Here is a 13,484-nt window from a genome sequence, read left to right on the forward strand (position 1 = left end):
ATCGTGTCTGTCTCTTCGCCAAAACACCTTCGGCGTTGTAAGGTTAAGCCTCACGGTTCATTAGTATCGGTTAGCTCAACGCATCGCTGCGCTTACACACCCGACCTATCAACGTCGTCGTCTTCAACGTTCCTTCAGGAGACTTAAAGTCTCAGGGAGAACTCATCTCGGGGCAAGTTTCGTGCTTAGATGCTTTCAGCACTTATCTCTTCCGCATTTAGCTACCGGGCAGTGCCATTGGCATGACAACCCGAACACCAGTGATGCGTCCACTCCGGTCCTCTCGTACTAGGAGCAGCCCCCCTCAATTCTCCAGCGCCCACGGCAGATAGGGACCGAACTGTCTCACGACGTTCTAAACCCAGCTCGCGTACCACTTTAAATGGCGAACAGCCATACCCTTGGGACCTACTTCAGCCCCAGGATGTGATGAGCCGACATCGAGGTGCCAAACACCGCCGTCGATATGAACTCTTGGGCGGTATCAGCCTGTTATCCCCGGAGTACCTTTTATCCGTTGAGCGATGGCCCTTCCATTCAGAACCACCGGATCACTATGACCTGCTTTCGCACCTGCTCGCGCCGTCACGCTCGCAGTCAAGCTGGCTTATGCCATTGCACTAACCTCCTGATGTCCGACCAGGATTAGCCAACCTTCGTGCTCCTCCGTTACTCTTTGGGAGGAGACCGCCCCAGTCAAACTACCCACCAGACACTGTCCGCAACCCGGGTAACGGGTCTACGTTAGAACACTAGCCATTAAAGGGTGGTATTTCAAGGGCGGCTCCACGCAGACTGGCGTCCACGCTTCAAAGCCTCCCACCTATCCTACACATCAAGGACCAGTGTTCAGTGTCAAGCTATAGTAAAGGTTCACGGGGTCTTTCCGTCTTGCCGCGGGTACACTGCATCTTCACAGCGAGTTCAATTTCACTGAGTCTCGGGTGGAGACAGCCTGGCCATCATTACGCCATTCGTGCAGGTCGGAACTTACCCGACAAGGAATTTCGCTACCTTAGGACCGTTATAGTTACGGCCGCCGTTTACCGGGGCTTCGATCAAGAGCTTCGCGTTGCCGCTAACCCCATCAATTAACCTTCCGGCACCGGGCAGGCGTCACACCGTATACGTCCACTTTCGTGTTTGCACAGTGCTGTGTTTTTAATAAACAGTTGCAGCCAGCTGGTATCTTCGACTGATTTCAGCTCCACCCGCAGGGGCTTCACCTACACATCAGCGTGCCTTCTCCCGAAGTTACGGCACCATTTTGCCTAGTTCCTTCACCCGAGTTCTCTCAAGCGCCTTGGTATTCTCTACCTGACCACCTGTGTCGGTTTGGGGTACGATTTGATGTTACCTGATGCTTAGAGGCTTTTCCTGGAAGCAGGGCATTTATCACTTCAGCACCGTAGTGCCTCGTCATCACACCTCAGCGTTAAAAGGTACCGGATTTACCTGGAACCTCCGCCTACATGCTTAAACCGGGACAACCGTCGCCCGGCTGACATAGCCTTCTCCGTCCCCCCTTCGCAGTAACACCAAGTACAGGAATATTAACCTGTTTCCCATCGACTACGCCTTTCGGCCTCGCCTTAGGGGTCGACTCACCCTGCCCCGATTAACGTTGGACAGGAACCCTTGGTCTTCCGGCGAGCGGGCTTTTCACCCGCTTTATCGTTACTTATGTCAGCATTCGCACTTCTGATACCTCCAGCATGCCTCACAGCACACCTTCAACGGCTTACAGAACGCTCCCCTACCCAACAACACATAGTGTCGCTGCCGCAGCTTCGGTGCATGGTTTAGCCCCGTTACATCTTCCGCGCAGGCCGACTCGACCAGTGAGCTATTACGCTTTCTTTAAATGATGGCTGCTTCTAAGCCAACATCCTGGCTGTCTGTGCCTTCCCACATCGTTTCCCACTTAACCATGACTTTGGGACCTTAGCTGGCGGTCTGGGTTGTTTCCCTCTTCACGACGGACGTTAGCACCCGCCGTGTGTCTCCCGTGATAACATTCTTCGGTATTCGTAGTTTGCATCGGGTTGGTAAGCCGGGATGGCCCCCTAGCCGAAACAGTGCTCTACCCCCGAAGATGAATTCACGAGGCGCTACCTAAATAGCTTTCGGGGAGAACCAGCTATCTCCCGGTTTGATTGGCCTTTCACCCCCAGCCACAGGTCATCCGCTAATTTTTCAACATTAGTCGGTTCGGTCCTCCAGTTAGTGTTACCCAACCTTCAACCTGCCCATGGCTAGATCACCGGGTTTCGGGTCTATACCCTGCAACTTAACGCCCAGTTAAGACTCGGTTTCCCTTCGGCTCCCCTATACGGTTAACCTTGCTACAGAATATAAGTCGCTGACCCATTATACAAAAGGTACGCAGTCACCCCATAAAGAGGCTCCCACTGCTTGTACGTACACGGTTTCAGGTTCTTTTTCACTCCCCTCGCCGGGGTTCTTTTCGCCTTTCCCTCACGGTACTGGTTCACTATCGGTCAGTCAGGAGTATTTAGCCTTGGAGGATGGTCCCCCCATATTCAGACAGGATACCACGTGTCCCGCCCTACTCTTCGAGTTCACAGCATGTGTGCTTTCGTGTACGGGACTATCACCCTGTACCGTCGGACTTTCCAGACCGTTCCACTAACACACAAGCTGATTCAGACTCCGGGCTGCTCCCCGTTCGCTCGCCGCTACTGGGGGAATCTCGGTTGATTTCTTTTCCTCGGGGTACTTAGATGTTTCAGTTCCCCCGGTTCGCCTCGTTAACCTATGTATTCAGTTAACGATAGTGCAACGAATTGCACTGGGTTTCCCCATTCGGACATCGCCGGGTCAAGGGTTCATATCACTTCGCCGGCGCTTTTCGCAGATTAGCACGTCCTTCATCGCCTCTGACTGCCAGGGCATCCACCGTGTACGCTTAGTCGCTTAACCTCACAACCCGAAGATGTTTCACTTCTGATTGCGAAAATTTGAGAGACTCGAACACACATGAACTGTGTGTCGTTTCAATTTTCAGCTTGATCCAGATTTTTAAAGAGCAAATATCTCAAACATGACTCGCAAGTCAGTTTTGAGATATTAAGGCAGGTGACTTTCACTCACGAACCAGCAAGTGGCGTCCCCTAGGGGATTCGAACCCCTGTTACCGCCGTGAAAGGGCGGTGTCCTGGGCCTCTAGACGAAGGGGACGTACAGTCTCAATCGCAAGACGCCTTGCTATTTACTTTTCATCAGACAATCTGTGTGAGCACTGCAAAGGCAGGTTCTTTAAGGTAAGGAGGTGATCCAACCGCAGGTTCCCCTACGGTTACCTTGTTACGACTTCACCCCAGTCATGAATCACAAAGTGGTAAGCGCCCTCCCGAAGGTTAAGCTACCTACTTCTTTTGCAACCCACTCCCATGGTGTGACGGGCGGTGTGTACAAGGCCCGGGAACGTATTCACCGTGGCATTCTGATCCACGATTACTAGCGATTCCGACTTCATGGAGTCGAGTTGCAGACTCCAATCCGGACTACGACGCACTTTATGAGGTCCGCTTGCTCTCGCGAGGTCGCTTCTCTTTGTATGCGCCATTGTAGCACGTGTGTAGCCCTACTCGTAAGGGCCATGATGACTTGACGTCATCCCCACCTTCCTCCAGTTTATCACTGGCAGTCTCCTTTGAGTTCCCGGCCTAACCGCTGGCAACAAAGGATAAGGGTTGCGCTCGTTGCGGGACTTAACCCAACATTTCACAACACGAGCTGACGACAGCCATGCAGCACCTGTCTCAGAGTTCCCGAAGGCACCAATCCATCTCTGGAAAGTTCTCTGGATGTCAAGAGTAGGTAAGGTTCTTCGCGTTGCATCGAATTAAACCACATGCTCCACCGCTTGTGCGGGCCCCCGTCAATTCATTTGAGTTTTAACCTTGCGGCCGTACTCCCCAGGCGGTCGACTTAACGCGTTAGCTCCGGAAGCCACGCCTCAAGGGCACAACCTCCAAGTCGACATCGTTTACGGCGTGGACTACCAGGGTATCTAATCCTGTTTGCTCCCCACGCTTTCGCACCTGAGCGTCAGTCTTTGTCCAGGGGGCCGCCTTCGCCACCGGTATTCCTCCAGATCTCTACGCATTTCACCGCTACACCTGGAATTCTACCCCCCTCTACAAGACTCTAGCCTGCCAGTTTCGAATGCAGTTCCCAGGTTGAGCCCGGGGATTTCACATCCGACTTGACAGACCGCCTGCGTGCGCTTTACGCCCAGTAATTCCGATTAACGCTTGCACCCTCCGTATTACCGCGGCTGCTGGCACGGAGTTAGCCGGTGCTTCTTCTGCGGGTAACGTCAATCGACAAGGTTATTAACCTTATCGCCTTCCTCCCCGCTGAAAGTACTTTACAACCCGAAGGCCTTCTTCATACACGCGGCATGGCTGCATCAGGCTTGCGCCCATTGTGCAATATTCCCCACTGCTGCCTCCCGTAGGAGTCTGGACCGTGTCTCAGTTCCAGTGTGGCTGGTCATCCTCTCAGACCAGCTAGGGATCGTCGCCTAGGTGAGCCGTTACCCCACCTACTAGCTAATCCCATCTGGGCACATCCGATGGCAAGAGGCCCGAAGGTCCCCCTCTTTGGTCTTGCGACATTATGCGGTATTAGCTACCGTTTCCAGTAGTTATCCCCCTCCATCAGGCAGTTTCCCAGACATTACTCACCCGTCCGCCACTCGTCAGCAAAGCAGCAAGCTGCTTCCTGTTACCGTTCGACTTGCATGTGTTAGGCCTGCCGCCAGCGTTCAATCTGAGCCATGATCAAACTCTTCAATTTAAAAGTTTGATGCTCAATGAATTAAACTTCGTAATGAATTACGTGTTCACTCGTTGAGACTTGGTATTCATTTAGTGTCCGAGGACATTAAGAATCCATGTCACTTTGAGTGCCCACACAGATTGTCTGATAAATTGTTAAAGAGCAGTGCCGCTTCGTTTTCGCTGCGGCGCGGGGTGTGCATATTACGCTTTCCCGCTTCAGAGTCAAGCGTTTGTTTTGCTTTTCTCTGCTGACCCGGCGGCTTGCGTGCCGTTGTTCCGTGTCAGTGGAGGCGCATTATAGGGAGTAATTCCGAACCTGCAAGGATAAAGTGAAAATTATTTACTGACCGCTCATTTTCCAGGCAAATCACATCCCAGACCTCAATTTTCGCCTGGTTTTTAAACAAAAACGAGCCGCAAGCGGCCCGTTTTTGCGTTTTGTGACTTACTGCACTGCCACAATGCGATCGTCGTTGGCTTCCAGACGAATAACTTTGCCCGGAACCAGCTCCCCAGAGAGGATTTGCTGTGCCAGCGGGTTTTCGATCTGCTGCTGGATAGCACGTTTTAACGGACGCGCACCATAAACAGGATCGTAACCATTCTCGCTCAGCAGTTTCAGCGCATCGTCGGAAATGTGGATTTCATACCCACGCTCTTCCAGACGTTTGTACAGACGCTGCAACTGGATCTGCGCAATCGACGCGATGTGTTTCTCGCCCAGCGGATGGAACACGACCACTTCATCAATACGGTTGATGAACTCCGGACGGAAGTTTTGGCTGACCACACCCAGCACAAGATCTTTCATATGGCTGTAATCCAGCTCACCGAAGCGTTCCTGAATCAAATCGGAACCCAGGTTCGAGGTCATGATCACCACCGTGTTACGGAAGTCGACCGTTCTTCCCTGCCCGTCCGTCAGACGCCCATCATCCAGCACCTGCAACAGAATGTTAAACACGTCAGGATGAGCCTTTTCCACTTCATCCAGCAGGATGACGGAATAAGGACGACGACGAACCGCTTCCGTCAGGTAACCGCCCTCTTCATAACCGACATATCCCGGAGGCGCACCGACCAGACGCGAGACGGAGTGTTTCTCCATAAACTCGGACATATCGATACGCACCATTGCGTCATCGCTGTCGAACATAAAGTTAGCCAGCGCTTTACACAGCTCGGTTTTACCGACACCGGTTGGCCCCAGGAAAAGGAACGAGCCGATTGGACGATTCGGATCGGACAGCCCCGCACGGCTACGACGAATGGCGTTAGATACCGCTTCGACCGCTTCGTTCTGTCCAATGACGCGCTGATGCAGATCCTGCTCCATACGCAGCAGTTTCTCACGTTCGCTTTCCATCATGCGAGCCACAGGAATGCCCGTCCAGCGCGCCAGCACTTCGGCAATCTCGGCATCCGTCACTTTATTACGCAACAGACGCATGGTTTTGCCTTCCGACTGCGTGGCGATCTCAAGCTGTTTTTCCAGCTCAGGAATCTTGCCGTACTGTAGCTCGGACATCCGCGCCAGATCTCCTACGCGACGGGCCTGCTCAATGGCAATTTTCGCCTGCTCCAGCTCCGCCTTGATTGTCTGGGTGCCAGAGAGGGAGGCTTTCTCAGCTTTCCACTCTTCTTCCAGCTCAGAATACTGACGCTCTTTCTCGTCCAGTTCTTCGTTAAGCATATCGAGGCGTTTCTTACTCGCTTCGTCAGACTCTTTGTTCAGCGCCTGCTGTTCCAGCTTGAGCTGGATAATGCGGCGATCGAGTCGGTCCAGCTCTTCCGGTTTCGAGTCAATCTGCATACGGATGCTGGACGCCGCTTCATCGATAAGGTCGATGGCTTTATCCGGCAACTGACGGTCGGCAATGTAACGATGCGAAAGCGTCGCCGCCGCAACGATGGCCGGGTCAGTGATCTGCACGTGATGGTGCAGCTCATAACGCTCTTTCAGACCACGCAAAATAGCGATGGTATCTTCAACGCTTGGTTCAGCGACAAACACCTTCTGGAAGCGACGCTCCAGCGCGGCATCTTTTTCAATGTACTGACGATACTCGTCCAGCGTAGTGGCGCCGACGCAGTGAAGTTCACCACGCGCCAGCGCAGGTTTCAGCATGTTCCCGGCATCCATTGCGCCGTCAGCTTTACCCGCGCCCACCATGGTGTGCAGTTCGTCGATAAACAGGATGACGTTACCTTCCTGTTTCGCCAGATCGTTCAGCACGCCTTTCAGACGCTCTTCAAATTCACCGCGGTATTTCGCCCCGGCCACCAGCGCGCCCATATCCAGCGCCAGTACGCGACGGCCTTTCAGCCCTTCGGGCACTTCGCCATTAACGATACGCTGCGCCAGCCCTTCAACGATGGCGGTTTTACCGACGCCAGGCTCACCAATCAGCACCGGGTTGTTTTTGGTACGACGTTGCAGTACCTGGATAGTCCGACGAATTTCTTCGTCACGGCCGATTACCGGGTCAAGTTTGCCCTGCTCGGCACGTTCGGTCAGGTCGACCGTAAATTTCTTCAAAGCCTGACGTTGGTCTTCGGCTCCCTGGTCGTTCACGCTTTCACCTCCGCGCATTTTCTCAATCGCCTGGGTCACATTAGCGGTGGTTGCACCGGCGGATTTCAGCAGGTCGGTTAAGGTACCGCGTGATTCAAGCGCCGCCAGAACAAACAGCTCTGACGAAATAAAGTTGTCCCCACGTTTTTGCGCCAGCTTGTCGCAAAGGTTCAGCACGCGCACCAGATCCTGCGACGGCTGCACGTCGCCGCCGGTACCTTCTACCTGCGGTAAACGGCTCAGCGCCTGATCGATGGCGGTGCGTAACTGGCCGGCATTAATGCCAGCGGACGTTAATAAAGGACGTACCGATCCCCCTTCCTGATTCAGCAAGGCGCTCATTAAATGAAGAGGTTCGATAAATTGGTTGTCGTGCCCCAGTGCAAGGGACTGGGCATCGGCGAGAGCAAGCTGGAATTTATTAGTAAGACGATCCAGACGCATAACTCCTCCCATAACAGGTCAAATTTGCTACTGGAGATTAAATGAGGTCATCCCTCAATTATTCAAGGTTAATAACCTGAATTATGTGAAAAGAAAACGGCGCGTACCGGATCGTCTTGATTCTTTAGGTTATATCAGCCAAATGAAACTTGCCATACGACCTGTCGTCTTGTCGCGGCGATAGGAGAAAAAATCACCCTTTTCGCTGAAGGTACAGCGATCTCCGCCGAAGATTTGGGTCACGCCGACGTTATTCAGGCGCTGGCGGGCAAGCTGATAAATATCGGCCAGATATTTATCTCCGGAAGCCACAAACGCTTCGACCGCTTGCGGATCTTTTTCCATAAAGGCATCGCGCACTTCGGGCCCGACCTCAAACGCCTGCGGGCCAATCGCCGGGCCAAGCCAGGCGATGAGATTTGCAGAATCGTCATGGAAGCAGGCAACGGTCTCTTCCAGCACGCCTTCGCACAGGCCTCGCCATCCGGCGTGGGCAGCAGCCACTTCAGTTCCTGCCTTATTGCAGAACAACACCGGCAGGCAATCAGCAGTCATCACCGCGCAAACCGTTCCCGGCGTATTGCTGTACGAAGCATCGGCGCGCTTAGACGCATAGGGCTCCCCCGTCAGCTTCAGCACCGCTTTACCGTGCACCTGCTCAAGCCAGACCGGTTTTGAAGGAAGGTTTCCCGCAGCAAAGAGGCGTTTACGGTTCTCTTCAACGTGCTCCAGGTTATCGCCACAGTGCGCACCGAGGTTCAGAGACTCCCACGCGCCCTGGCTCACGCCACCGATACGGGTTGAACTACAGGCGGCCACGCCTTCAGGCAGTGGCCACGCCGGGACAATCAGTTTGGTCATAACCAGTCCACGTGATCCTTATGTTCTTCGAAATCTGCGCGCATCGCGTCGATAAGTTCCACCATATCCTGTGGGATCGGCGCATGCCATTCCATCTGAATTCCAGTAATTGGGTGATAAAGACGCAGCATCGTCGCATGCAGCGCCTGGCGATCGAATTTACGCAGCACGGAGATGAATTCATCCGATGCGCCCTTTGGTGGACGCGGACGACCGCCGTAAACCGGGTCACCCACCAGCGGATGGGTAATATGCGCCATGTGCACGCGGATCTGGTGAGTACGCCCGGTTTCCAGGCGCAGACGCAGGCGCGTATGAATACGGAAATGTTCCATGATGCGGTAGTGGGTTACCGCCGGTTTACCCATTGGGTGTACGGACATATGCGTACGCTTGGTTGGGTGACGGCTGATAGGCTCTTCCACCGTGCCGCCAGAGGTCATATGACCAATCGCCACCGCTTCATACTCACGGGTAATTTCGCGCAATTGCAAAGATTCCACCAGGCGAGTCTGAGCTGGGACCGTCTTCGCCACCACCATCAGACCCGTGGTGTCTTTATCCAGACGGTGAACGATACCGGCACGCGGTACGTCGGCAATCGGCGGATAATAATGAAGGAGAGCGTTAAGTACCGTACCGTCAGGATTGCCCGCGCCCGGATGAACAACAAAGTCGCGCGGCTTGTTGATGACCAGAATATCGTCATCTTCGTAGACGATATCCAGCGGGATATCCTGCGGCTCGAAGCGGACTTCCTCTTCGATTTCAGCATTGATGGCGACAGCTTCCCCACCAAACACTTTCTCTTTTGGTTTGTCCCAGATCTTGCCGTTTACCAGCACGCGCTGGTCAAGGATCCATTCTTTTATGCGTGAACGCGAATAATCAGGGAACAATTCGGCCAAAGCCTGATCTAAGCGTTGACCGAGCTGATTTTCGGAGACTGTTGCGGTGAGTTCTACTCGTTGTGCCATAAACTGCTTCTTCGTTTAACGTTGGGTTTTACGGCTTTGCCGTTTAATATAGTGTGCTATTGTAGCTGGTCTTAATCGGGAGCAGGAACTGAGTTTCTCCCGGACAAACATTTGAGGAAAGTCAAAACGTCATGACGCGCATGAAATATCTGGTGGCAGCGGCCACGTTGAGCCTGGCTTTGGTGGGCTGCTCCGGTTCGAATGAACAGGTCCCTGACAATCCGCCGAATGAAATCTATGCGACTGCACAACAAAAGTTGCAGGACGGTAACTGGAAACAGGCGATAACGCAACTGGAAGCGTTGGATAATCGCTATCCGTTTGGCCCGTATTCGCAGCAGGTACAGTTAGATCTTATCTACGCCTACTACAAAAATGCCGATCTGCCGCTGGCTCAGGCAACGATCGATCGTTTCATGCGTCTGAACCCTACCCATCCTAACATCGATTACGTGATGTACATGCGCGGCCTGACTAACATGGCGCTGGATGATAGTGCATTGCAGGGCTTCTTCGGGGTGGATCGTTCCGACCGTGACCCGCAACATGCGCGTGATGCTTTCAATGACTTCTCCAAGCTGGTGCGTAGCTACCCGAACAGCCAGTACATTACCGATGCCACTAAGCGTCTGGTGTTCCTGAAAGATCGTCTGGCGAAATATGAGTACTCCGTTGCGGAATACTACACCCGCCGTGGCGCATGGGTTGCCGTGGTTAACCGTGTAGAAGGCATGCTGCGTGATTATCCGGATACCCAGGCCACGCGTGATGGCCTGAAGCTGATGGAAAATGCGTATCGCCAGATGCAGATGACGGCTCAGGCTGACAAAGTGGCGAAAATCATCGCCGCGAACAGCAGCAACACCTGATACCGCTACAACGCATAACGGCAGCCCGCGGGCTGCCGTTTTTTTATTCTTTCAGACTTACGCTGAAGCGGTTTAGCTTCAACACATCCATTCAACTATGACCGCAATTGTTGGCTTCGACAAGGTAAATCTCACCTCTTCCTGCCCTGCCTCACAAAAAAGATTCCCTGACAAAAACCGACAAAATAACGTGATCTAAATCACACATTTTGACATTAGGTCGGGTATGCTGGAATCACCAAGACGGAAAGACAAGAGGTAAAATTTATGACAATGAACATTACCAGTAAACAAATGGAAATTACTCCGGCAATCCGCCAGCACGTCGCAGACCGTCTCGCCAAACTGGATAAATGGCAAACACATTTGATTAATCCACATATCATCCTGTCCAAGGAGCCGCAGGGTTTCATCGCTGATGCAACTATCAATACTCCAAACGGCCATCTGGTCGCCAGCGCAAAACACGAGGATATGTACACCGCAATTAACGATTTGATCAACAAGCTGGAACGGCAGCTCAATAAAGTGCAACACAAAGGTGAAGCACGTCGCGCCGCAACCTCGGTGAAAGACGCCAGCTTCGCGGAAGAAGTTGAAGAAGAGTAATCCTCTAAAATTGAGTGTACCGACAACGCGCCTTCGGGCGCGTTTTTTATTGACAGGATCAAAACAGTGCAGGTACTTTAACCCTATCAATTTCAGGATGACTTTATGAAACAGACGCCGTTTTTCTTCGCATTCTTTTTTACCTTCCCCTGACCGGGAGGCGTTTCGTCGTGTGATAAAGAATGCGAAGACGAACAACAAGGCCTCCCACACCGGGAGGCCTTTTTTATTGATAACGATAAAATGAGACAGACAACACTATGACACCGGAAAACCCGCTCCTGGATTTACGCGTAAAAATCAGTGCACTCGACGAAAAATTACTGGCCCTGCTGGCAGAACGCCGCGCGCTCGCCGTTGAAGTGGGCAAAGCCAAGCTCGAGTCCCATCGGCCGGTGCGCGATATCGATCGCGAACGTGATTTACTGGAACGGTTGATTCAACTCGGCAAAGCGCATCATCTGGATGCGCACTACATCACCCGCCTGTTCCAGCTCATCATCGAAGACTCCGTTCTGACGCAACAAGCCCTGCTCCAGCAGCATCTGAACAAAACCAACCCGCACTCTGCTCGTATCGCTTTCCTCGGCCCGAAAGGGTCCTATTCTCACCTGGCAGCTCGCCAGTACGCAGCCCGCCATTTCGAAGAGTTTATTGAGAGCGGCTGCGCGAAATTTGCAGACATTTTCAACCAGGTCGAAACCGGCCAGGCAGATTACGCCGTAGTGCCTATTGAGAACACCAGTTCCGGTGCCATCAACGATGTTTACGATCTGCTCCAGCACACCAGCCTGTCGTTAGTCGGCGAGTTGACTATCCCTATCGATCACTGCGTGCTGGTCTCTGGCTCAACCGATCTGAGTCAGATCGAAACGGTGTACAGCCACCCGCAGCCGTTCCAGCAGTGCAGCCAGTTCCTGAACCGTTATCCGCACTGGAAAATTGAATACACCGAAAGCACCTCAGCGGCGATGGAAAAAGTGGCGCAGGCAAACTCTTCTGCCGTCGCGGCTCTCGGTAGCGAAGCGGGCGGCGCGCTGTATGGCTTACAGGTGCTGGAACGCAATCTGGCCAACCAGACGCAGAATATCACCCGTTTCGTGGTTCTGGCCCGCAAGGCCATCAACGTGTCGGACCAGGTCCCGGCGAAAACCACCCTGCTGATGGCGACCGGCCAGCAGGCGGGTGCGCTGGTTGAAGCGCTGCTGGTGCTGCGTAATCACAACCTGATCATGACGAAGCTGGAATCCCGCCCAATACATGGCAACCCGTGGGAAGAAATGTTTTATCTCGACGTTCAGGCCAACCTGGAGTCTGCGTCCATGCAGAAAGCCCTGCGCGAACTGGGCGAGATCACACGCTCCATGAAAGTGCTGGGCTGCTATCCGAGCGAAAACGTGGTCCCGGTCGATCCGGCTTAACGTTCGATAAAGCGGCTTTTCTTCATCCCTGCCACATTTACAGGCAGGGTGAAGATGGCACCGGAAAGCGGATATTTCGCCAGCTCCTCCGCCTCCATATTTTCCCGCGTGGTGGTGATAAACAGCGTTTTCATATCGTCGCCGCCAAAGCAGACCATTGTCGGGCAGCGTACCGGCAGCCGGTACTCTTCCAGCTGTTCGCCTTGCGGTGAAAACCGTGCGATACGCCAGCCGTCAAACAGTGCGCTCCAGTAGCAGCCTTCCTCGTCCATTGCCGCTCCGTCGGGCATACCTTCTCCCTCGCTAAACCGGCGAAACTCTTCGCGCTTACCGGGTTCCCCCTGCTCATCAAGCGGCGTACGGTAGATCACACCGTTCGGCGTATCAGAAGTAAACATCCATCGTTTGTCAGGACTAAACGCTAAACCGTTATGCCCGTGAATATCGCACTGGATCACTTTCGGCGTCAGGTCGTTGTCAATACGCATCAGTATGGCGCCGTTATAATCTCCCGGCCCCCAGAAGGTGCCCGCATAAAACCGTCCCTGATGATCGGTACCGCCATCGTTAAAGCGTGCAAGCTGCGGGTTGGATGGGTTATCGCAAACCTTACGCTGGAGCAGGCCGTGTTTATCGGTCAGCCAGATGGCGTTTCGCATCGCGACGATAAATCCGCCGCGTTCACGCAGGGCAAAACACCCAACTTCTTCATGGAATGAGAGCACCGAGTGCTCTGCGGTGGGCAAATGGTACCGATGGATCTCCCCTTCCAGGATATCCGCCCAGTAGAGCGCCTTCTCTTCTGCACTCCACGTCGGGCATTCGGGCAGATGCCCGGTATAGTTCAACAGCAGCTGCGGTTCAGCCATGACAGTTCCCCAAAATGAAAAAAGCCAGCATTGCTGGCTTTCAGTATA

The 13,484-nt window shown here is 53.4% G+C and carries 8 protein-coding genes, 1 tRNA gene, 2 rRNA genes and 1 other annotated feature; of the genes, 4 read left to right on the forward strand and 7 right to left on the reverse strand.

Translation table 11 applies throughout. From position 1 onward, the window contains the following. Positions 1-39 precede the first annotated feature (39 nt). The 6 genes from O1721_RS20650 to rluD form a co-directional block, all read right to left on the reverse strand. Positions 40-2,943 (reverse strand): 23S ribosomal RNA (locus O1721_RS20650). A gap of 182 nt (positions 2,944-3,125) precedes the next feature. Next, a tRNA-Glu gene (locus O1721_RS20655) sits at positions 3,126-3,201 on the reverse strand. 84 nt (positions 3,202-3,285) lie between these two features. Continuing rightward, positions 3,286-4,827 (reverse strand): 16S ribosomal RNA (locus O1721_RS20660). The 16S and 23S rRNA genes sit together here with 1 tRNA gene alongside, the layout of an rRNA operon. Positions 4,828-5,256: 429 nt before the next feature. Continuing rightward, on the reverse strand, positions 5,257-7,830 hold the full coding sequence (gene clpB, locus O1721_RS20665; RefSeq protein ID WP_017692862.1) for an ATP-dependent chaperone ClpB: 2,574 nt from the start codon (positions 7,828-7,830) through the stop codon (positions 5,257-5,259). Between the two features lie 129 nt (positions 7,831-7,959). Then, the gene (gene yfiH / locus O1721_RS20670) at positions 7,960-8,691 is read right to left on the reverse strand and encodes a purine nucleoside phosphorylase YfiH (protein ID WP_032649139.1); all 732 of its coding nucleotides are present in this window, start codon (positions 8,689-8,691) and stop codon (positions 7,960-7,962) included. Continuing rightward, positions 8,688-9,668 carry a 23S rRNA pseudouridine(1911/1915/1917) synthase RluD gene (gene rluD, locus O1721_RS20675; RefSeq protein ID WP_017383977.1) on the reverse strand — a complete coding sequence of 327 codons (981 nt, stop codon included), beginning with the start codon at positions 9,666-9,668 and terminating at the stop codon, positions 8,688-8,690. Before rluD ends, yfiH begins: the two co-directional genes overlap by 4 nt. Positions 9,669-9,799: 131 nt before the next feature. Between rluD and bamD the strand changes: the two genes are divergently transcribed. From bamD to pheA, 4 genes are all read left to right on the forward strand, one after another. After that, positions 9,800-10,537: an outer membrane protein assembly factor BamD gene (gene bamD / locus O1721_RS20680; RefSeq protein ID WP_003863164.1), complete on the forward strand. Its 738-nt coding sequence runs from the start codon at positions 9,800-9,802 to the stop codon at positions 10,535-10,537. Positions 10,538-10,804: 267 nt separating this feature from the next. Beyond that, a complete protein-coding gene (raiA, locus tag O1721_RS20685) occupies positions 10,805-11,146 on the forward strand; it encodes a ribosome-associated translation inhibitor RaiA (RefSeq protein WP_003863162.1) in 342 nt (113 codons plus the stop codon). 104 nt (positions 11,147-11,250) lie between these two features. After that, positions 11,251-11,376: a sequence feature (Phe leader region), on the forward strand. Then, complete coding sequence (pheL, locus tag O1721_RS20690; RefSeq protein WP_100229775.1) at positions 11,252-11,299, forward strand: pheA operon leader peptide PheL; 48 nt, start codon at positions 11,252-11,254, stop codon at positions 11,297-11,299. (Overlaps the previous feature by 48 nt.) Before the next feature lie 30 nt (positions 11,377-11,406). Continuing rightward, positions 11,407-12,567 (forward strand): bifunctional chorismate mutase/prephenate dehydratase, encoded by a 1,161-nt coding sequence (pheA, locus tag O1721_RS20695; protein WP_015571567.1) that lies wholly within the window; start codon positions 11,407-11,409, stop codon positions 12,565-12,567. Here the strand turns inward: pheA and O1721_RS20700 are convergent. Beyond that, entirely contained in the window at positions 12,564-13,436 is an 873-nt protein-coding gene (locus tag O1721_RS20700; RefSeq protein WP_032649143.1) for an SMP-30/gluconolactonase/LRE family protein, read from the reverse strand. The genes pheA and O1721_RS20700 overlap by 4 nt on opposite strands. Positions 13,437-13,484 lie beyond the last annotated feature (48 nt).

The sequence above is a fragment of the Enterobacter cloacae complex sp. HYC033_NIDB genome, assembly GCF_056673335.1.

What these genes read in the sequence shown, in the direction of transcription:
- pheA (WP_015571567.1), top strand. Translation starts at nt 11,407, where the DNA reads ATGACACCGGAAAACCCGCTCCTGGATTTACGCGTAAAAATCAGTGCA.
- raiA (WP_003863162.1), top strand. Translation starts at nt 10,805, where the DNA reads ATGACAATGAACATTACCAGTAAACAAATGGAAATTACTCCGGCAATC.
- clpB (WP_017692862.1), bottom strand. Translation starts at nt 7,830, where the DNA reads ATGCGTCTGGATCGTCTTACTAATAAATTCCAGCTTGCTCTCGCCGAT.
- bamD (WP_003863164.1), top strand. Translation starts at nt 9,800, where the DNA reads ATGACGCGCATGAAATATCTGGTGGCAGCGGCCACGTTGAGCCTGGCT.
- yfiH (WP_032649139.1), bottom strand. Translation starts at nt 8,691, where the DNA reads ATGACCAAACTGATTGTCCCGGCGTGGCCACTGCCTGAAGGCGTGGCC.
- rluD (WP_017383977.1), bottom strand. Translation starts at nt 9,668, where the DNA reads ATGGCACAACGAGTAGAACTCACCGCAACAGTCTCCGAAAATCAGCTC.
- O1721_RS20700 (WP_032649143.1), bottom strand. Translation starts at nt 13,436, where the DNA reads ATGGCTGAACCGCAGCTGCTGTTGAACTATACCGGGCATCTGCCCGAA.